Genomic DNA, 21414 nt, shown 5'->3' with positions numbered 1-21414 from the left:
TTAGCGGTTAATCGATAAAAAAACAGGGTTACCAGCGGGCGGGTTTTTCCGCGTTAAGGCTTTCCAGAACGGCTTTCAGGGAAATGCCATCGGGGAAGGTCAGGTCAGGGGCAACTTCAGACAGCGGCCAGAGCATAAACCCGCGGTTTTTCATATCGTAATGCGGCACTGTCAGACGTTCAGTGGTAATAACATCATGGCCGAACAGCATAATATCGAGATCCAGCGTCCGCGGCCCCCAGCGTTCGGCTTTGCGCACGCGACCCTGCTGCAATTCGATTCGCTGGGTGTTGTCCAGCAGCGTTTCGGCGGTAAGGGCGGTTTCCAGCACCACGGCGGCATTCAGGTAATCGGGTTGATCCTGCGGCCCCAGCGGCGGTGTGCGGTAGAACGAGGAGACCGCCACGATCCGACTCTGTGGGATGTCGCCCAGCGCCTGTACGGCAGCATTCACCTGCTCCAGCGGAGAGGCTAAATTGCTGCCGATGGCGATATACGCGAGGGTCATGCTGTTCCTTCACGACGCGGCGCGCGTTTGCGCGGGCGACGATGACGGCGACGCGGTTCCGGCTCTTCATCCAGCCCGGTCAGCATATCTTTCTGCTCTGGCGGGGCGGAGACCTGGAATTCAGCCCACCACTGCGCCAGACGCTGCAGCTCCTGGTTGCGTTCAATTTCCGCACGCAGCGACAGGAGATCGAAGGCCGCGCGGAATTTAGGATGCTCCATCAGCTTCCAGGCGCGTTTGCCCTGACGACGGGACATGCGCAGCTGAAGCTGCCAGATGTCGCGCACCAGGGTGGTAATCCGTTTCGGAATGGCGAGCGTGCGGCAGCCTTCGTCCAGCACGTCGTTGGCGGCCAGCGCGAACGCATCGTAATAGGCGAGCCCGCTCTCCTGGGTAATACGCTGTGCCGTTTCCAGCAGCGGATACCAGAACATCGCGGCAAAGAGGAACGCCGGGTTCACGCGCATATCGTTGCGAATGCGGGTATCGGTATTTTTCAGCACCTGCGCAATCATCCGCTCCATTGGGCTGTCACCGTTTTCGGTAAAGTAGCGGGTAATGGTCGGGAACAGCGGCTGGAACAGGTTGTATTCGCGCAGAAGTTTGTAGGTTTCAAAACCGTGGCCGGCCTGCAGCAGCTTCAGCGCCTCTTCAAACAGGCGAGCAGGCGGCACGTCGTTAATCAGCGTCGCCAGACGCGGGATTGGCTCTGCCGTTTCCGGGCTGATGCGCATATTCAGCTTGGCGGCGAAACGCACGGCGCGCAGCATACGCACGGGATCTTCACGGTAGCGCGTTTCCGGCGTGCCGATCAGGCGGATCAGACCTTCTTTCAGGTCCTGCATGCCGCCGACGTAATCGCGTACGGTGAAATCCGCGACGCTGTAATAGAGGCTGTTGATGGTGAAGTCGCGACGCTGGGCATCTTCTTCGATAGAACCGAAGATATTGTCGCGCAGCAGCATACCGTTCTGGCCGCGCTGCGACGTCGTGCGATCGGACGCGCCCGCTTCGTGGTGGCCGCGGAAGGTCGCCACTTCGATGATTTCCGGCCCAAACATAACGTGAGCCAGACGGAAACGGCGGCCAACGAGACGGCAGTTACGGAATAATTTGCGCACCTGCTCAGGCGTGGCGCTGGTCGTCACGTCGAAATCTTTGGGTTTTTTGCCCAGCAGTAAATCACGCACTCCACCGCCCACGAGATAGGCCTCGTAGCCCGCTTTATTCAGACGATAGAGCACCTTGAGGGCATTTTCACTGATATCTTTGCGGGAAATAGTGTGCTGCTCACGCGGAATAACCGACATGTGTGGCTGTGCAATAGCATCGTTCGCCATGCTCTCTTCGCGGCTTAGCACTTTACGGCAAAAATTAGCGACTCGGGTAAAAATGGTACACCTCGTAGTGTGTTTTGTTATGAAAAAAGCGGCTAATCATAGCTCAGCGCAACGCATTTGAGAATGCTGGATTTTTGGCACTGCCGCGAGCGTCCAGTTAGCAATGGCCATTTTCAGCAGTTCGTCAATACGCAGATCCTGCCATTCGTTGGTTACATTCTGGTTGAGAAATCGCAGCGCGTCGATCAAAACAGGACGTGGATCGCCCTCTGGCAGGGCCGGGGCGTGGTTCTGCTTTGACAATTTTAAGCCCTGCGCATTGACCGCCAGCGGCAGATGAATGTAACCCGGTGCCGTCCAGCCAAACTGATGATACAGCGAGATTTGTCGCACGGTCGGCTCGACCAGATCCGCTCCGCGTACAATTTCCGTTACGCCCTGAAAATGATCGTCCACCACCACCGCCAGGTTATAGGCAAACAGGCCATCACGGCGGTGAATAATAAAATCCTCACGCGCCAGACGTTCATCGGCATGAATTTCACCGGAGAGTAAATCGTTAAAGTGCGTCACCGGGGAGTGCTGTCTGATGCGCACGGCGGCATTTTCAGGACCGTTGTTCAACGTGCGGCAGTGGCCGTCATAAACGCCACCTGCGCTCTGGATACGCGCGCGGGTGCAGGTGCAGTTATAGGAGAGCCCCTGAGCGCGAAGCCAGGCCAGACGTTCCCGATAGGCCTCGTGACGTGTTGACTGCCACAGAACCTCGTCATCCCAGTGAAGACCGTAATGTTCCAGCTGACGCAGAATGGTCTCTGCTGCACCGGGAACTTCACGCGGAGGGTCAATATCTTCAATGCGGACGAGCCATTTTCCCTGGCGGGCGTGAGCCTGCAGGTAGCTGCCGAGCGCGGCAATTAATGAGCCGAAGTGTAATTCACCGGAAGGAGATGGCGCGAAGCGCCCAATATAGTGTGATTCAGACATATCAACAGTAACAAGGCGGGAGAGACTCCCGCCTTTGGAGTGTGTAAACAGCGCTGGTGTTAACCGGCCATCTGTTTTTCGCGGATTTCGGCCAGCGTTTTGCAGTCGATGCACAGATCGGCGGTTGGACGCGCTTCCAGGCGACGAATGCCAATTTCAACACCGCAGGATTCGCAGTAGCCAAAATCTTCGTCTTCGACTTTTTTCAGCGTTTTCTCGATCTTTTTGATCAGTTTGCGTTCGCGGTCACGGTTACGCAGTTCGAGGCTGAACTCTTCTTCCTGAGCGGCACGGTCTACCGGATCCGGGAAGTTAGCAGCTTCATCCTGCATATGAGTAACGGTGCGATCGACTTCATCCCTGAGTTGATTACGCCATGCTTCAAGAATACGCTTGAAGTGCGACAGCTGGGCTTCGTTCATATACTCTTCGCCCGGTTTCTCTTGATACGGCTCCACCCCAGCGATGGCGAGAATACTCAGGGACGATGTTTTACGGTTTTGCCCTTCTTGCATGTTGCTTCTCCTTAACACGCACTATCGATCCCCGTGTTGGGGGAAAAATCAGGTCGCTATAAATAGCAGATGCTTTTCCGTATGGCAATTATCTAAACGTAACACTTGACAAGCCTGTGAGGAAAAGCGTATTTGCGCACGCGGCCAGAACACTTAATCGTCAATCGTCTAATCCCTTATAAGACAATGGGAAGAGAGGATCTCAGAGTCATATTATCGGCAGAAAGTTCCGCTTTATAAGCGAAAACCTCTACCCCCTGCTTTTGTGCCTCATTCAACAATTGCGCGTATTTAGGATCAATATGGCGGGCAGGGGAGAAACGTTCAATGGCTGAATGCAACACTGCAAACAGCAATACGGCGCGTTTGCCCGCCGCCGCCGCACTCATTAGCTCTCGCAGATGCTTCTGGCCACGTAGCGTTACCGCATCCGGGAAGTAGCCATTTTCCTGTTCCGCTAACGTCACTGATTTCACTTCAATATAGCACTCCGGCCTGTCTTCCGCCTGTAACATGAAGTCAATTCTGCTGCCTTCATCGCCATATTTCACTTCGCTTTTATGCGTGCCATAACCAACCAGTTCAGGAATTACGCCATGGGTCAGCGCTTCCTTAACCAGTTGATTGGCGCGCAGAGTATTAACGCAAATAAATGCCCCGTTCTGGGTTTCGGTCATTTCCCAGGTATGGGCATATTTGCGTTTAGTATTTTCTGATGTGGAATACCAGACCCTGTCACCCGGCGTCGCGCATCCCGTCATGGCACCGGTATTGGGGCAGTGCAGGGTGAGCGGTTCGCCTTCAGGCGTGATCACATCGGCGAGGAAGCGTTTGTAGCGTTGGATAAGCGTAGCGTGCTGCAGGGGAGGACTAAACTTCATCAGACTTCCTTTCGGTGTTGCCCAGCGTCCAGCGCTGTAGCGGCGTATAGCGGGTGCGTCCCTGTGCAAAGACGGATTCGTAAAGCGCGAATCCGTTGACCGGAAAGGCCCAGTGAAAACCTGGTGCCGGGATGGCAACGGCCTGACCGGCATCGCGCAGCAGGGTAATGTGCGGATGAAACGGCTGCGGGCTTTGATAACAGCCGCTGCGCGCCGCCTGCGCGCGCAGCATGTTCGCCAGCTGTAATAATCCGCGCGGAGGCTGGCGTGTCCCCAGCCAGACCACGCGCGAACGCAGCCACTGACCCGCGTCGTCGAGATGCAGCGTAAATTCCGGCTGGACAATACGCCCGGCCATTGCGGCTAACGCCCGCTGTTTTTCGGCACTGACATCGCCCAAAAAGGCCAGCGTCAGGTGCAGGTTAGCCGCCGCGACCGGGCGACCGGCTTCCGGCGGGAAGCGATCGGCGCGCCAGCGAACAATTTGACGCTGTAGTGTTGTGGGCAATTCAATGGCAAAAAACAGCCGTTTCGACTCAGGCATACGGAGGACTCGGTAATGATATGCGCCGATGCTACAATGTACGCCGACTAATGTTAACCCTCTGGAGCTGTTAGTGTCCTCATTGCCGGTCGCCGTCGTTCTTCCTGACCTTCTCGCTGCCTTACGTCATGCCCCGCAGGTTTTGCTGAATGCCCCGACGGGGGCGGGTAAGTCCACCTGGCTGCCGCTGCAAATTCTGAAAGACGGGAATATCAGCGGGAAAATAATCCTGCTGGAGCCGCGCAGGTTGGCCGCGCGCAACGTGGCGCAGCGCCTGGCAGAATTGCTGAATGAAAAACCGGGTGAAACGGTAGGTTACAGGATGCGCGCCGAGACCTGCGTGGGCCCGACCACGCGCCTTGAGGTGGTCACCGAGGGGATTCTCACCCGCATGCTGCAAAACGATCCGGAGCTGACCGGCGTTGGGCTGGTGATCCTGGATGAATTCCACGAGCGCAGCCTGCAGGCGGATCTGGCGCTCGCGCTGTTGCTGGACGTTCAGCAGGGGCTGCGCGACGATCTCCGTCTGCTGATAATGTCGGCCACGCTGGACAATGTGCGGCTACGCCAGGCGCTACCTGATGCGCCGGTCATCAGCTCTGAAGGGCGGGCGTTTCCTGTTGAACGCCGCTATCAACCGCTTCCCTCCCACCCGCGTTTTGACCAAGCAATCGCCATTGCCACCGTTGAACTGCTGCGCCAGGAGCCCGGTTCCCTGCTGCTGTTTTTGCCGGGTGTCGGTGAGATCCAGCGCGTTCAGGAGCAGCTTTCCTCTCGCGTAGGCGGTGATGTACTGCTGTGCCCGCTCTATGGCGCGCTGTCGCTACAGGAGCAGCGTAAAGCTATCCTTCCAGCCCCGGTGGGGCAGCGCAAGGTGGTGCTGGCAACCAACATCGCTGAAACCAGTTTGACCATCGAAGGTATTCGCCTGGTGGTGGATAGCGCGCAGGAGAGGGTGGCAAGCTTTGACCCGCGCACCGGGTTGACTAAACTCCTGACGCAGCGCATCAGCCAGGCGTCAATGGTGCAGCGCGCGGGCCGTGCGGGGCGTCTTGAGCCGGGGATCTGCCTGCATTTGACCAGCGCGGAACAGGCAGAACGCGCGGCGCAGCAAAGCACGCCGGAAATTTTACAAAGTGATTTGTCGGGCCTGGTGATGGATCTGCTGCAGTGGGGCTGTCCGGATCCTGGACAGCTTACCTGGCTTGATGCTCCGCCTGTCATTAACCTCGCCGCTGCGCGCAGTCTGTTGACTGAGCTTGGCGCGCTGGAGGGCGAACGTCTGACGGTACGCGGCCAGAAAATGGCGGCGCTGGGCAACGATCCGCGTCTGGCCGCGATGCTGGTGGCCGCGCAGGGGGACGATGAGATTGCCACGGCGGCTAAACTGGCGGCTATCCTTGAGGAGCCGCCACGCGGAGGCAGCAGCGATCTGGGGCAGGCGTTTTCGCGCAATCAGGGGAACTGGCAGCAGCGGGCGCAGCAGCTGTGCAAACGGCTTAACAGCCGCGGCGGCGTGCCAGACAGCGGGAGGATTTCCCGGCTGTTAGCGCAGGCGTTTCCGGATCGAATTGCACGTCGACGCGGGCTGGACGGCCGCTATCAACTGGCAAACGGCATGGGGGCGATGCTGGACAGCGATGACGCCCTGACGCGTCATGAGTGGCTGATTGCGCCGCTCCTGCTGCAGGGGAGCAACTCCCCCGATGCGCGTATCCTGCAGGCGATTGCCGTCGATATCGATGCCCTGACCCATAGCTATCCGCAGTTGCTTAAGCAATCGGACATCGTCGAGTGGGATGACGCACAGGGCACGCTCAAGGCGTTTCGTCGTAGCCAGATTGGGAAACTGACGCTCGGGACGAAGCCGCTGGCGAAGCCGTCGGAAGACGAGCTCCATCAGGCTATGCTGAACGGCATTCGGGAAAAAGGGCTGAGCGTGCTGAACTGGACGCCGGAGGCGGAACAGTACCGCATTCGCCTGCACTGCGCCGCAAAGTGGCTACCGGAGCATGGCTGGCCAGCGGTGGATGACGAGACGCTGCTGGCTACGCTTGAACGCTGGCTACTGCCGCAGATGAGCGGCGTGCACTCTCTGCGCGCCCTTAAGGCGCTTGATGTTAAGAGTGCGTTACAGAATTTACTGGACTGGTCATTGCGTCAACGTCTGGATAGTGAACTGCCAGGGCATTACACTGTGCCGACCGGAAGCCGGATTGCCATCCGTTATCATGAGGATAATCCGCCGGCGCTGGCGGTTCGGATGCAGGAGATGTTTGGGGAAGCAACCACGCCGTCTATTGCTGAAGGGCGCGTGCCGCTCGTGCTTGAGCTGCTGTCTCCTGCGCATCGCCCCTTGCAGATCACCCGAGATTTAGGGGCGTTCTGGGCGGGGAGCTACCGTGACGTGCAGAAAGAGATGAAGGGGCGGTACCCCAAACACGTCTGGCCGGACGATCCGGCGAATACGGCGCCGACGCGGCGGACGAAGAAATATTCGTGAAAGGGGAGTGCGGCCTGACGCGTGCGGCCTGTTGCCCTCACCCCAGCCCTCTCCCACGGGGAGAGGGAGAAAACCCTAAAGACTTTCCTGACAGGAAAGTCTTGCTGTTTATTTTGAGAGATTTCTTCTTTCACAGGCCTGTGAAAGAAAAGAAAATCTGGCCTTTGCGCCTGAAAGTTGCGGAGAAAAAGCATGGCGGGGAATGACCGCGAGCCAATAGGACGTAAGGGAAAACCCACGCGTCCGGCGAAAGAAAAAGTAAGCCGTCGTCGCCTCAGAGATGAGGACTATGACGATGACTATGAAGACGATGATGAGGATGAAGAACCGATGCCGCGTAAAGGGAAAGGCAAAGGGCGTAAGCCTCGGGGCAAGCGCGGCTGGTTCTGGCTGCTGCTGAAGCTCTTTATTGTTTTTGTTGTGCTGATGGCAATTTACGGCGTGTATCTGGATCAGAAGATCCGCAGCCGTATCGACGGTAAAGTCTGGCAGTTACCTGCGGCAGTGTATGGCCGTATGGTGAACCTTGAGCCAGATATGTCCATCACGAAAAACGAAATGGTAAAACTGCTGGAAGCCACCCAGTATCGTCAGGTGTCAAAAATGACGCGGCCTGGCGAATTCACCGTGCAGTCCAACAGCATTGAGATGATCCGTCGTCCGTTTGATTTCCCGGACAGCAAAGAGGGGCAGGTGCGCGCGCGTCTGACCTTTGACGGCGATCGTCTGGACACTATCGAGAACATGGATAACAACCGTCAGTTCGGTTTCTTCCGTCTCGATCCGCGTCTGATCACCATGCTTTCGTCGGCAAACGGCGAGCAGCGCCTGTTCGTGGCGCGTAATGGCTTCCCGGATCTGCTGGTCGATACGCTGCTGGCGACCGAAGACCGTCATTTCTACGAGCACGACGGCATCAGCCTCTACTCGATTGGTCGTGCGGTGCTGGCGAACCTGACTGCCGGTCGTACCGTGCAGGGAGCGAGTACGCTGACCCAGCAGCTGGTGAAAAACCTCTTCCTCTCCAGCGAGCGCTCCTACTGGCGTAAAGCGAACGAAGCCTATATGGCCGTGCTGATGGATGCGCGCTACAGCAAAGATCGTATCCTTGAGCTGTACATGAACGAGGTGTACCTCGGTCAGAGCGGCGATAACGAAATCCGCGGTTTCCCGCTGGCGAGTCTGTACTACTTTGGTCGTCCGGTGGAAGAGCTGAGCCTGGACCAGCAGGCGCTGCTGGTGGGCATGGTGAAAGGGGCGTCCATTTATAACCCGTGGCGTAACCCGAAACTGGCCCTGGAGCGTCGTAACCTCGTTCTGCGTCTGCTGCAACAGCAGCAGGTGATTGACCAGGAGCTGTACGATATGCTGAGCGCGCGTCCGCTTGGCGTTCAGCCGCGTGGTGGGGTGATCTCGCCTCAGCCTGCGTTTATGCAGCTGGTGCGTCAGGAGCTGCAAAGCAAGCTTGGCGATAAGGTCAAAGATCTCTCCGGCGTGAAGATCTTCACCACCTTTGACTCCGTGGCGCAGGATGCGGCAGAAAAAGCGGCGGTGGAAGGCATTCCGGCGCTGAAGAAACAGCGTAAGCTCTCCGATCTTGAAACCGCGATGGTGGTGGTTGACCGCAACACCGGTGAAGTTCGTGCGATGGTGGGCGGTGCCGAGCCGCAGTTTGCAGGCTACAACCGTGCCATGCAGGCGCGTCGCTCGATCGGTTCTCTGGCAAAACCGGCGACCTATCTGACTGCCCTGAGTCAGCCAAACCAGTATCGTCTGAATACCTGGATTGCGGATGCGCCTATCTCCCTGCGCCAGCCTAACGGCCAGGTGTGGTCACCGCAGAACGACGATAAGCAGTTCAGCGGTCAGGTGATGCTGGTGGATGCGTTGACGCGCTCCATGAACGTGCCGACGGTGAACCTGGGCATGTCGCTGGGTCTGCCGGCCATTGTCGATACCTGGCAGAAGCTGGGCGTGGCGAAAGATCAGCTGCACCCGGTCCCGGCGATGATCCTCGGGGCGCTTAACCTGACGCCGATTGAAGTGGCGCAGGCGTTCCAGACCATCGCCAGCGGCGGTAACCGCGCGCCGCTGTCCGCCCTGCGTTCGGTGATTGCGGAAGATGGCTCCGTGCTGTATCAGAGCTTCCCGCAGGCGGAACGCGCCGTTCCTGCTCAGGCGGCCTACATGACGTTGTGGACGATGCAGCAGGTGGTGCAGCGCGGTACGGGTCGTCAACTGGGTGCGAAGTATCCGGGCCTGCATCTGGCAGGTAAAACCGGGACCACCAACAACAACGTCGATACCTGGTTTGCCGGTATTGATGGCCGTGAAGTGGTGATCACCTGGGTGGGACGCGATAACAACCAGCCGACCAAGCTGTACGGGGCGAGCGGGGCGATGTCGATTTACCAGCGTTATCTGGCGAATCAGTCACCGGTACCGCTGAACCTTGTCGCGCCGGAAGATATCGTCGATATGGGCGTGGACAGCTCCGGTAACTTCGTCTGCGGCGGCGGAATGCGTACTCTGCCGGTCTGGACAACCAACCCGGATTCCCTGTGCCAGCAGAGCCAGCCTGAACAGCCGACCGGCAACCCGTTCGACCAGTCTTCTCAACCTCAGCAGCCGCAGCAGCAACAGCCGCAGCAGCAGAATGAGAAGAAAGACAGCGATGGCGTAGCTGGCTGGATTAAGGACATGTTTGGCGGGAACTGATTAATTTTCTAAATAAAAAAGCCGCTTCAATATAAAGCGGCTTTTTTTTATCTTTTTCAATTTGAAATCCTTTAAAAAAATTAAATCTTGAATTAAGAATTTTTAAGTTTAACTATTTTTCATTTAAAACATGCAGTTGAAGTAAGTTGCGCATCGCGCTTCATTGTCTACTCTGGACACAATCAAGAAAAATCTGATGTAATCGCCTTAAGAAATTCTCGAGATCAAGGAATTTCTCTCGAGCCAATGACTCACAGCTGGATAACATTCTAACGCAAAATATTTATGGCGAGAATGAATGCCTCTTTCATCATCTATAAGGATATTATTATGAATAAGTCTGTTATTTCACCGTTATTAGCCGGAAGCATTATGGTGGCGCTTTCTCTGCCTGTATTTGCATCGGATGATTCCGGTACGGTGAACTTTGCCGGAAAAATCGTTGCCGATACCTGCGAAATTAACGTTGATGGCTCCGGGACTAACACTTCCACCGTGACTTTCGCCGATACCTACCCTTCGGACTTTGGTGCTGACGGCACGGTTGGCACCTCAAAGGCCTTTAAGATTGAAGTGAAAAAATGCGACCCCCTTGTTGCAAAACTGAACCTCAAGTTCAGTGGCACGACCACAGATGCGGCCTATAAGCGCCTCCAGAACGATCTTAGTGGCGCAGGTAATGCCACCAACGTAGGGATCATCGTCAGCAATGAGAACGGCGCGAAAGGCGATGTGGTTTTCGATGGCTCAGTACCGGATGCGGGTACGGATGTGAATAACGACGCGACGGGGGCGACGGCTTCTGTCTTTAACTATACCGCGAAAGTGATCCAGGTGGGTGATACCGCGCCAACTGCGGGCCATTACTCCTCCTCAGCAACATTTGAGGTTGTATATCGCTAAGTAATGACAGGCAGCCTGTACGGCTGCCTTTTGGAACGTTGTATGAAGACTTTATTGAATTTATTATGTTGTTGCTTAATTGTTTCCTGCGGTTCAGTGCAGGCAAGTGTTGTTCTCGGCGGCACGCGAATTATTTATTCGTCGAATAAATCAGAAGTTCAGATTGCCCTTAAAAATAAAGATCCGCATACGCGCTATCTGGTACAAAGCTGGGTCAGTTATCCTGATGATAAAAAAGCGCCCTTCATTATTACGCCCCCTGTTTATAAATTACAGGAAAATCGTCAAACCCTTTTACACGTTATTTTTACCGGCGATAAAAAAAGTCTTCCGGCGGACCGGGAATCCCTGTTTCTGGCGAACGTGAAATCCGTCTCTGCCCTGTCTCCCGAACTGAAAGAAAAAAACACGCTGCAATTTGCGATGAAAACGCGGCTGAAACTTTTCTGGCGTCCTGCTCAGCTGAAAGAAACCGATGCCCTGAGCGCCTATGAAAAAATCACTTTCCATCGTCAGGGTGACACGCTTATCGCAAACAACCCCACGCCTTTTTACGTCTCGTTTGGCGAACTGTCCGTTGGCGGGAAAAGTGTACCGGTGAAAGAGACCAAAACTACGCCGGGTGCCATTTCAATGATGGTTGCACCGTATAGCAAGCAGAATTTTGCGTTACCAAAAGCGGCAAATGGTGCGGTAACCTGGACGGCTATCAATGATTTTGGTGCCCAGACTCCTCAACGCAAGCAGGCTCTTTAAATCGATCATGTTGGTAAGTTATGTCGTCATCTTTACTTCACAAGCAGGTACTGTCCGGGATCGCGCTGGCGCTGCTCGCCGCGATCCAGCCTGCAAATGCAGATGACGAATTCAACCTGCGGATCCTTGAGCTGGATACGCCTCTCGAAAATACCTCTACGTTAGAAAGCTTCATCAAGGATAACGGGTTACTTGCTGGCAGTTACCTCACGACAATTATGTGGGACCAGGATGTTCTGGATAAACGTAGCGTCTCCTGGGTACTTTCTGAGGATAAACAGCATCTGCTGCCGGAACTGACCAAAGCAGACCTGCGTGAATACGGGGTTAAAGTCGACACGATCCCTGACTTAAAGGATCTGGATGACGAGGCTTATGTTCGGGACATCTCTCATTTCATCGAAAATGCACGCTACGATTACAACCAGGATAGCCAGACCCTGAAGCTGGTTATTCCGCAGATCTATCGCGATCGCGCCGCAGCTGGGGCGATTAACCCGAAATTCTGGGATGACGGTGCGCCTGCCGCCTGGACAAGCTATCAGCTCAGCGGTTCTCAGCAGCACTATAGCGCGGGCAAAACCTCTTCAACCTGGCTGGGGCTGGAATCGGGGATTAACCTTGGGGCCTGGCGACTGCGGAATAACAGTACCTGGAGTGACGCTTCCGGCTGGGAAGCCATTGCCAGTACTTTACAACGTGACATCAAAGCGTTGAAAAGCCAGCTTGAGATGGGCCAGACGTATACCAATGGCGAGCTTTTTGACAGCGTCCAGATGACCGGCGTGAAGCTGGAAACGGACATTGCTATGCTGCCCGTCAGCCAGCAAGGCTTTGCCCCCGTCGTGCGCGGTATTGCTAACAGCGACGCGAAAGTCACCATTAAACAAAATGGCTACACCCTCTATCAAACAAACGTCTCGCCGGGGCCTTTTGAGATCCGTGACTTAAGCCAGGTGACCTCCGGAGCCGATCTGGAAGTGACCGTCGAAGAGGCGGATGGCAGCGAGCATAGCTTCATCCAGGCCAGCGCGTCGGTGCCGGTATTGCAGCGCGAAGGCGGGTTTAAGTATTCACTGGCAGCAGGGCGTTATCGCGGTAATGAAGGTGAAGAAGAACCGACCTTTGCCCAGGGCACCGCAATCTATGGCCTGCCTTACGGCGTCACGGCGTATACCGGTGTGCTGGGGGCATCACTGTATCATGCGCTGCTGCTTGGGCTCGGTGCCGATCTGGGGCACTTTGGTTCCGCTTCTGTCGATCTCACCACCGCGCGTACCGCGTTTGATGACGGGCGTGACGATGCCAGCGGTTTATCCTGGCGGGCTCAGTATTCAAAAGATATCCCCGACACGGATACGACGGTTACGCTTGCCAGCTATCGTTACTCCACTTCGGGATTTTATACCTTTCAGGAAGCGATCGATCAGCGTGACAGCGAGATCGATGACGGCATTTATACCTACCGCAGAACCAACAACCGCCGTAGCCGCATGCAGTTAAACCTGTCCCAGCGTATTTCAGACTGGGGCTCGGCTTATCTCAACGGGTATCAGCAGGATTACTGGGATATGGATGGCCATGAGCGTAGCGTCAGTGCGGGGTTGAGCTCCAGCTGGCGCAATATCACCTGGTCGATAAGCTACAACCTGACCCGCACGCCGGACGCTGATACCGACCGGCAAATGGCGTTGACGGTCAACATTCCTTTATCAACTTGGCTGCCTGATTCATGGGTAACCTACAGCGCCAACACCGCCAGCGGCGGGTTTGTCTCGCACCAGGTCGGGCTCGGCGGTACCGCGCTTGAGGACAATAAGCTGAGCTATAACCTCCAGCAGACCTATGCCAACCAGGATACGGGCTACGGCGGCAGCCTGTCAGGACGTTATCGCGGCTCTTCCGGTGAGGTGGGGATGGGCTACAGCTATGGTGGCGACAGTCGACAATGGAACTACAATGCGCAGGGCTCAATCGTTGCCCATGAGCATGGTGTAACGCTGGGACAACCCGTCCGCGACGCATTCGCCATTGTGCACATTAAGGATGGCGATAACGTCAAAGTGCAAAACGGACGCGGCATCTCTACGGACCGTTTTGGTAACGCCATTGTTCCTTCCCTGAGCGCCTATCGACACAACATCGTCACGGTCAATACCCAGGATCGGGAAGATATAGATATCGACGCGGCAACGGTGGATCTCGTGCCGACAAAAGGCGCTGCGCTGAACGCAACCTTCGATGCGCGCGTTGGACGACGCGCGCTGGTGACTCTGCGTTACGCGGGTAAGCCCGTGCCGTTTGGTGCCGTGGTGGCGCTGGATAACACCTCGGCCATCGTCGGGGATGACGGCGAGGTTTACCTCACCGGGCTGTCCGGCAAAACAACGTTTAGCGTGCAGTGGGGAGAAGAGCGCGATCGGCAGTGCCAGGGGACGCTGGACATTTCCACGCAGAGCCCGACAGGGATCGTGAAAGCCACGGTCAACTGCTATTAACAGAGGTATTTCATGCATCTACGTCGTTCGGTCAACACTTTTCTTTTACCCGTTCTGCTCGTGCTAACGGGGGCCTTTTTCCATACAGCCAGAGCAGACTGCACCTTTAACGGCAGTTCTGACGTGGATGCCGTGGTGACGTTTCAACTTCCTCCGGTGATCGTTGTTGCGCCCGACACGCCCGTCGGCACCGTCATTTATGACGCCAGCGTTGAGAGTAAAGCGGTGACGGTGGACTGTAGCGGTGATGCGCAAGTACGGCGAGGGTATCTGTACCTCACGGATACCGATGCACGAGAAGATGTCATGCCCGGTGTTTATCAGACCAATGTGCCGGGGATTGGCATCCGCGCGGCTGCGTCGAGCGAACACTTTCCCGGTTACAATGAAGAGGATATTGTCCGGCCTATCCACTATCTGGGTTCGATACATGGTTATTCGCAGAGCACATCGACGTTTCGCGCCGCTGCACAACTGGTCGTGACGGGCGATATCCAGGAGGGAGATTTGGATACGTCGCGATTAACGTCAATGGATATCCTGGGCAACGCGGCGATCGGTGAAATGCGCTTTTCTCCTGCCAGCGTTCACATTACGACCAATACCTGTAATGTGGTCGATCGGAACATCTATGTGCCGCTGAAAACGGTCAATACGCAGGATTTTACCGGTCAGTACTCCGACATACTCACTGACGGTAGCTTTAAGATTGAAATCACCGACTGCGCGGCAGGGACGAAGGTCGATTATCAGTTCACCAGCGCGGGTTCGACGGGGGTGACGAACGGCAATATTTTGGGCATCGCCAGCGGAGACTCTGCCGCCGAGGGCGTTGGCATTCAGATCCTGGACCAGAATAATACCGTGCTGCAGTTTGATCGGAACTACACGGCGATTACCAGCACGCAGGACAAGGTTCCTGTCGAAATCCCCCTCAAAGCCCGCTACATCAAGACCGGGGAGGTTAAAGCCGGCAAAGTCGATTCTGTCGCGACGTTTGAGGTCTTTTACCGCTAATCCCTACAGCCCGCTCTGGTGGGCTTTAACGATCATTTCTCTAACCTTATTAACCCTCTGTTTTCATCTGGTTAATTCCTAAACCCTTAAATCTCGTAGGGTCGCTTACTGCTTGCTATGCAACCCGCGTTTCGCATATTATTCTGCGGTCATAATAATAATTCTCGTTTACGTTATCATTCACTTTTCCATCAGAGAAACACCATGGCGCTTTCCAATACTGCTCAGCCAATGAACACGTCGCTGCGTAAAATCGCGGTCGTCGTCGCCACAGCGGTTGCCGGCATGTCTGCATTTGCTCACGCTGCCGAAACCCCTAAAAAAGAAGAAACCATTACCGTTACTGCCGCACCTGCTGCACAGGAAAGTGCCTGGGGACCTGCTGCGACTATCGCCGCTCGCCAATCTGCGACCGGTACCAAAACAGACACCCCAATTCAAAAGGTTCCACAGTCTATTTCTGTGGTAACTGCCGAAGAGATGGCGCTGCATCAGCCACGTTCGGTGAAAGAAGCCCTGAGCTACACGCCGGGCGTTGCGGTGGGTACCCGAGGTGCTTCGAATACCTATGACTACCTCGTGATCCGCGGTTTCGCGGCCGACGGCCAGAGCCAGAATAACTACCTCGACGGCATGAAGCTGCAGGGCAACTTCTACAACGACGCGGTGATTGACCCGTATATGCTGGAGCGCGCTGAAATCATGCGCGGTCCGGTTTCCGTTCTGTACGGTAAAAGCAGCCCGGGCGGCCTGCTGAACATGGTAAGTAAGCGCCCAACAACCGAGCCGTTGAAAGAGATCCAGTTTAAAGTGGGTACGGACAGCCTGTTCCAGACCGGCTTTGACTTTAGCGATGCGATCGACGATGACGGCGTCTATTCATACCGCCTGACGGGTGTTGCGCGCTCGAACAATTCCCAGCAGGAAGGTAAAGGCGAACAGCGTTACGCTATCGCGCCATCGTTCTCCTGGCGTCCGGATGATAAAACTACCTTCACGTTCCTCTCCTACTTCCAGAACGAGCCTGAAACGGGCTACTACGGCTGGCTGCCAAAAGAGGGGACGGTTGACCCGCTGCCAAACGGCGATCGTCTGCCGACGAACTTCAATGAAGGCGCGAAGAACAACACCTATTCCCGAAACCAGAAAATGGTGGGATACAGCTTCGACCACGAATTCAACGACACTTTCACCGTGCGTCAGAATCTGCGCTTTGCCGAGAACAAAACCTCGCAAAACAGCGTTTACGGCTACGGCATGTGTTCCGATCCGCTCTATTCGAGTAATCCGGCATCCAGCCCTTGCGCGAGCATTCCTCAGTCACAATGGGGGCATACGCTGACTCGCCAGTATGTGATCGATGACGAGAAGCTGCAAAACTTCACCGTTGATACGCAGCTTCAGAGCAAGTTCGCGACGGGGGCTCTCGACCATACTCTGCTGACAGGCGTTGATTTCATGCGCATGCGTAATGACATTAACTCCTGGTTCGGCTACGCCGGCTCCGTTGCGCCATCCGATATTTACGATCTCGATCGTGGCGATTTCGATTTCGGTTCACACCCTGGACCGTCTGGTGCTTACCAGGTGCTGAACAAGCAGAAGCAGACCGGCGTTTACGCTCAGGATCAGATCGAATGGGATAGAGTGCTGGTGACACTGGGCGGCCGTTACGACTGGGCCGATCAGGAGTCCTACAACCGCGTATTAAATACCACCGCCAAGCGTGATGATACTCAGTTCACCTGGCGTGGCGGCGTTAACTACCTGTTCGACAACGGGGTAACTCCTTATTTCAGCTACAGCGAATCCTTCGAACCGGCTTCTCTGACCGATGCTCAGGGTAAACCGTTCTCGCCGTCTAAAGGCAAACAGTACGAAGCGGGCGTGAAATACGTGCCGAACGATCGTCCGATCGTGATCACCGGTGCAGTGTATCAGTTGACCAAAACCAACAACCTGATGGCTGACCCGGCGGGCTCACCCTTCTCCGTTGAGGGTGGTGAGATCCGTGCCCGTGGCGTAGAGCTGGAAGCGAAAGCGGCGCTCTCTGCAAGCGTTAACGTTGTAGGTTCTTATACCTATACCGATGCTGAGTACACCACTGACACCAACTACAAAGGCAACACGCCGGCGCAGGTACCAAAACATATGGCATCCCTGTGGGGTGATTACACGATGTTTGACGGTCCACTGTCTGGCCTGACGCTGGGTACCGGCGTGCGTTATACCGGCTCCAGCAAAGGTGACCCGGCGAATAGCTTCACTGTTGGAAGCTATACACTGGTTGATGCACTGGTCAGATACGATCTGGCGCGTGTAGGCATGGCCGGATCAAACGTCGCGCTTCACGTGAACAACCTGTTCGATCGTGAGTACGTTGCCAGCTGCTTCAACACCTACGGTTGCTTCTGGGGTGCTGAACGTCAGGTTGTTGCCACCGCGACCTTCCGCTTCTAATCTTTGTCCGGGCACGGTTCGCCGTGCCCTTTTTATTTAAGTTGGCTGATATGCAGGATAATCAAACGCAACCCGACACCACCTTTACGCTCAATCATCTCTCCTTTCGCGTACCCGGGCGCACCTTGCTGCATCCGCTCTCTTTGACGTTTCCCGCAGGTAAAGTCACTGGCCTGATTGGTCACAACGGTTCCGGTAAATCCACGCTGCTCAAGATGCTGGGGCGCCATCAGCCGCCGTCAGAGGGCGATATTCTGCTGGATGATCAACCGCTGGAGAGCTGGAGCAGTAAAGCGTTTGCCCGCAAAGTGGCGTATCTGCCGCAGCAGCTGCCGCAGGCGGAGGGGATGACGGTGCGAGAGCTGGTGGCGATTGGGCGTTATCCGTGGCATGGGGCGCTTGGACGATTTGGCGTGGCCGACAGAGAGAAGGTGGAAGAGGCGATTGCGCTGGTCGGGCTAAAACCGCTGGCGCACCGTCTGGTGGATAGCCTGTCCGGCGGCGAACGTCAGCGCGCGTGGATTGCGATGCTGGTGGCCCAGGACAGCCGCTGCCTGCTCCTTGATGAACCCACCTCCGCGCTCGATATCGCCCATCAGGTCGATGTCCTGGCGCTGGTGCACCGCTTAAGCCAGCAGCGTGGTCTGACGGTCATTGCGGTCCTGCACGATATCAACATGGCCGCGCGTTATTGTGACTACCTCGTCGCGCTGCGCGGGGGCGAGATGATTGCGCAGGGAACGCCGTCCGAGCTGATGCGCAGCGAAACGCTGGAACATATTTACGGTATTCCGATGGGTATTCTGCCTCACCCTGCCGGGGCTGCACCGGTGAGCTTTGTCTACTGATGCTGGATAACACACGCATTAGCCGCCGTCGCCTGCTGACGGCGATGGCGCTCTCACCGCTGCTGTTAAAAATGAACACGGCGCGTGCCGCCGCCGTCGATCCGCACCGTATTGTGGCCCTGGAGTGGCTGCCGGTTGAGCTGATGATGGCGCTCGGCGTCACGCCCTATGGCGTGGCGGACATCCCTAACTATAACCTCTGGGTAAACGAGCCGAAGTTGCCGGACTCGGTGATCGACATCGGCCTGCGTACGGAGCCAAACCTTGAACTGCTGACCCAGATGAAACCGTCATTCCTGTTCTGGTCCGCAGGCTACGGTCCGTCAGAGGAGATCATGGCGCGCATTGCACCAGGACGTGGATTCGCCTTCAGCGACGGTAAAAAACCACTGGCGATGGCGAAAAACTCGATTAACGAGATGGCGCATTTCCTCAACCGCGAGGTCGAGGCCAAAAAACATCTCGACGAATTTGATGCCCTGATTGACGCCCTGAAGCCGCGGTTTGCTCACCGGGGCGAGCGTCCGCTGCTGATGGTGACGCTGCTGGATGCCCGCCATATGCTGGTTTTCGGTAAAAACTGCCTGTTCCAGGAAGTCCTCGACAGTTTTGGTATTCGTAATGCCTGGGAAGGGGAGATGACGTTCTGGGGCAGTACCGCCGTGGGTATCGATCGTCTGGCGGCGTTTCGCGATGTCGATGTGCTGTGCTTCGATCACGGCAACGAGCGCGCCATGCAAACCCTGATGGCGACGCCGCTCTGGCAGGCGATGCCGTTTGTCCGTGAGCAACGCTTCCAGCGCGCTCCGGCGGTCTGGTTCTACGGCGCGACGCTGTCGGCCATGCATTTTGCCCGCGTGCTGGATAACGCCCTGGGAGGTAAAGCATGAGTACGCGTATCGCCCGCTTCCCGGCGCTGCTGTTATCCCTGCTTTTTCTGGTTGCGCTGGTATTCACCGGGTTCAACCTCTCGGCCGCATTACCGCGCGCGCAGTGGGGTGCCGCGCTGGCCTCGCCGGATATCGACAATATTCAGCAGATGCTGTTCCACTACAGCCTGCTGCCGCGTCTGGCAGTCTCCCTTTTAGTCGGCGCCGGTTTAGGGCTGGTGGGCGTGCTGTTCCAGCAGGTTTTGCGTAACCCGCTGGCAGAGCCAACCACGCTCGGCGTCGCAACCGGCGCCCAGCTAGGGATCACCATCACCACGCTGTGGGCGCTGCCGGGAGCGTTAACCTCGCAGTTTGCGGCGCTTGCGGGAGCGTGCGTGGTGGGCGCGCTGGTCTTTGGCGTGGCCTGGGGCAAGCGCCTTTCTCCGGTGACGCTGATTCTGGCCGGGCTGGTGGTGAGCCTCTACTGTGGCGCGATTAACCAGCTGCTGGTGCTGTTCCACCACGATCAGCTGCAAAGTATGTTCCTGTGGAGTACCGGCACGCTCACCCAGACCGACTGGAGCATTGTGCAGCGCCTGTGGCCGCAATTGGCTGGCGGCGTTGTGCTGACGCTGCTGCTGCTGCGTCCTCTGACGCTCATGGGGCTGGATGATGGCGTGGCCCGTAACCTGGGGCTGGCGCTGTCGCTGGCTCGCCTGGCGGCGCTGACGCTGGCGATTGTATTGAGCGCCCTGCTGGTGAACGCGGTCGGCATCATCGGGTTTATCGGCCTGTTTGCGCCGCTGCTGGCGAAGATGCTCGGAGCGCGTCGTTTACTGACGCGTCTGATGCTGGCGCCGCTGATTGGGGCGCTGATCCTCTGGCTTTCCGATCAGCTTATTCTCTGGCTGGCGCAGGTCTGGCGGGAAGTCTCCACCGGCTCTGTGACCGCGCTTATCGGGGCGCCGCTGCTGCTGTGGCTGCTCCCGCGGCTGCGCAGCATGAGCGCACCGGCGATGGACGCGGGCGATAAAGTCCATGCTGAGCGTCAGTCGGTACTGTGGTTTAGCCTTGTTGGGCTGGCGGTGCTGATTATCGCCTCGTTCGCGGCGCTTTCATTCGGACGCGATGCCGCGGGCTGGCACTGGGCAACGGGTGATTTACTCAACGCCCTGTTGCAGTGGCGCTGGCCGCGTATCCTCGCTGCGCTGATCGCAGGCGTGATGCTGGCGGTGGCCGGGTGCATTATTCAACGTCTGACCGGCAACCCGATGGCAAGCCCGGAAGTGCTTGGGATCAGCTCTGGCGCCGCCTTTGGCGTGGTGCTGATGCTGTTCTTCGTGCCGGGCAATGCGTTTGGCTGGCTGATGCCTGCCGGCAGTATTGGCGCGGCAGTCACGCTGATGATTATCCTCATAGCCGCCGGTCGCGGCGGGTTTTCACCGCACCGTATGCTGCTGGCGGGGATGGCGCTCAGCACCGCATTCACGATGCTGCTGATGATGCTGCAGGCAAGCGGCGATCCGCGAATGGCGAAGATCCTGACCTGGATATCCGGCTCAACGTACGGCGCGACCGGCAGCCAGGCGATCGGGTCTGGGATCGTGATGATCGTACTGCTGGCGATGGTGCCGCTGTGCCGTCGCTGGATGACCATTCTGCCGCTTGGCGGGGAAACCGCGCGCGCGGTGGGAATGGCCCTGACGCCAGCGCGTGTCGCGTTGCTGCTGCTCGCTGCGTGCCTGACGGCGACGGCGACCATGACGATTGGCCCGCTGAGTTTTGTGGGGCTAATGGCGCCGCACATTGCCAGAATGATGGGGTTCCGCCGGACGATGCCGCATATCGTGATGTCGGCCCTGACGGGCGGGGTGATGCTGGTATTTGCGGACTGGTGCGGAAGAATGGTGCTGTTCCCGTATCAGATCCCGGCGGGTCTGCTGTCGACCTTTATCGGTGCACCGTATTTTATTTATCTGTTGAGAAAGCAGAGTCGGTAATAAAAGCAAACGGCAATCTTTAGATTGCCGTTTTAGTGTTTGCTCCCTCTCCCTGTGGGAGAGGGTT

General features: G+C 56.7%; 16 protein-coding genes. 10 read left to right on the top strand and 6 right to left on the bottom strand.

The genetic code is table 11. From position 1 onward, the window contains the following. Nucleotides 1-28: 28 nt before the first annotated feature. The 6 genes from folK to thpR form a co-directional block, all read right to left on the bottom strand. Nucleotides 29-508, bottom strand: coding sequence for a 2-amino-4-hydroxy-6-hydroxymethyldihydropteridine diphosphokinase (gene folK, locus CWR52_RS08235; protein WP_104949364.1), 480 nt, complete (start codon nucleotides 506-508; stop codon nucleotides 29-31). Continuing rightward, nucleotides 505-1902, bottom strand: a complete 1398-nt coding sequence (pcnB, locus tag CWR52_RS08230; RefSeq protein WP_080347332.1) for a polynucleotide adenylyltransferase PcnB — start codon at nucleotides 1900-1902, stop codon at nucleotides 505-507. The genes folK and pcnB overlap by 4 nt, the downstream gene beginning before the upstream one ends. 42 nt (nucleotides 1903-1944) lie before the next feature. Continuing rightward, nucleotides 1945-2835 (bottom strand): tRNA glutamyl-Q(34) synthetase GluQRS, encoded by an 891-nt coding sequence (gene gluQRS, locus CWR52_RS08225; RefSeq protein ID WP_104949363.1) that lies wholly within the window; start codon nucleotides 2833-2835, stop codon nucleotides 1945-1947. Nucleotides 2836-2894: 59 nt separating this feature from the next. Then, complete coding sequence (gene dksA, locus CWR52_RS08220) at nucleotides 2895-3350, bottom strand: RNA polymerase-binding protein DksA (protein ID WP_001155232.1); 456 nt, start codon at nucleotides 3348-3350, stop codon at nucleotides 2895-2897. Between the two features lie 176 nt (nucleotides 3351-3526). Then, on the bottom strand, nucleotides 3527-4231 hold the full coding sequence (sfsA, locus tag CWR52_RS08215) for a DNA/RNA nuclease SfsA (RefSeq protein WP_104949362.1): 705 nt from the start codon (nucleotides 4229-4231) through the stop codon (nucleotides 3527-3529). Continuing rightward, complete coding sequence (thpR, locus tag CWR52_RS08210; protein ID WP_104949361.1) at nucleotides 4221-4775, bottom strand: RNA 2',3'-cyclic phosphodiesterase; 555 nt, start codon at nucleotides 4773-4775, stop codon at nucleotides 4221-4223. The genes sfsA and thpR overlap by 11 nt, the downstream gene beginning before the upstream one ends. A gap of 73 nt (nucleotides 4776-4848) precedes the next feature. On the opposite strand from thpR, the gene hrpB reads away from it, so the two are divergent. The 10 genes from hrpB to fhuB all read left to right on the top strand — a co-directional run bounded on the left by hrpB (nucleotide 4849) and on the right by fhuB (nucleotide 21347). Then, nucleotides 4849-7278: an ATP-dependent helicase HrpB gene (hrpB, locus tag CWR52_RS08205; protein ID WP_104949360.1), complete on the top strand. Its 2430-nt coding sequence runs from the start codon at nucleotides 4849-4851 to the stop codon at nucleotides 7276-7278. A 192-nt stretch (nucleotides 7279-7470) separates the two neighbouring features. Continuing rightward, nucleotides 7471-9996: a bifunctional glycosyl transferase/transpeptidase gene (mrcB, locus tag CWR52_RS08200; RefSeq protein ID WP_104949358.1), complete on the top strand. Its 2526-nt coding sequence runs from the start codon at nucleotides 7471-7473 to the stop codon at nucleotides 9994-9996. A gap of 330 nt (nucleotides 9997-10326) precedes the next feature. Then, nucleotides 10327-10899: a fimbrial protein gene (locus tag CWR52_RS08195; protein ID WP_167467777.1), complete on the top strand. Its 573-nt coding sequence runs from the start codon at nucleotides 10327-10329 to the stop codon at nucleotides 10897-10899. Nucleotides 10900-10941: 42 nt separating this feature from the next. Continuing rightward, nucleotides 10942-11655, top strand: a complete 714-nt coding sequence (locus CWR52_RS08190; protein ID WP_104949356.1) for a fimbrial biogenesis chaperone — start codon at nucleotides 10942-10944, stop codon at nucleotides 11653-11655. Nucleotides 11656-11675: 20 nt separating this feature from the next. Next, complete coding sequence (locus CWR52_RS08185) at nucleotides 11676-14153, top strand: fimbria/pilus outer membrane usher protein (RefSeq protein WP_104949355.1); 2478 nt, start codon at nucleotides 11676-11678, stop codon at nucleotides 14151-14153. Between the two features lie 12 nt (nucleotides 14154-14165). Beyond that, nucleotides 14166-15170 (top strand): fimbrial protein, encoded by a 1005-nt coding sequence (locus tag CWR52_RS08180; protein WP_104949354.1) that lies wholly within the window; start codon nucleotides 14166-14168, stop codon nucleotides 15168-15170. Nucleotides 15171-15374: 204 nt separating this feature from the next. Further along, the gene (gene fhuA / locus CWR52_RS08175) at nucleotides 15375-17630 is read left to right on the top strand and encodes a ferrichrome porin FhuA (RefSeq protein WP_104949353.1); all 2256 of its coding nucleotides are present in this window, start codon (nucleotides 15375-15377) and stop codon (nucleotides 17628-17630) included. A 50-nt stretch (nucleotides 17631-17680) separates the two neighbouring features. After that, a complete protein-coding gene (gene fhuC, locus CWR52_RS08170) occupies nucleotides 17681-18478 on the top strand; it encodes a Fe3+-hydroxamate ABC transporter ATP-binding protein FhuC (RefSeq protein ID WP_047346397.1) in 798 nt (265 codons plus the stop codon). Next, complete coding sequence (gene fhuD / locus CWR52_RS08165) at nucleotides 18478-19368, top strand: Fe(3+)-hydroxamate ABC transporter substrate-binding protein FhuD (protein WP_104949352.1); 891 nt, start codon at nucleotides 18478-18480, stop codon at nucleotides 19366-19368. The genes fhuC and fhuD overlap by 1 nt, the downstream gene beginning before the upstream one ends. Then, the gene (gene fhuB, locus CWR52_RS08160; protein WP_104949351.1) at nucleotides 19365-21347 is read left to right on the top strand and encodes a Fe(3+)-hydroxamate ABC transporter permease FhuB; all 1983 of its coding nucleotides are present in this window, start codon (nucleotides 19365-19367) and stop codon (nucleotides 21345-21347) included. Before fhuD ends, fhuB begins: the two co-directional genes overlap by 4 nt. The last annotated feature ends 67 nt before the right edge of the window (nucleotides 21348-21414 follow it).

The organism is Enterobacter sp. SGAir0187 (genome assembly GCF_002952735.2).
GTDB lineage: Bacteria > Pseudomonadota > Gammaproteobacteria > Enterobacterales > Enterobacteriaceae > Enterobacter > Enterobacter quasiroggenkampii.
Note: the sequence above shows the minus strand (reverse complement) of the source record. Positions and strands in the feature narration are given on the sequence as shown.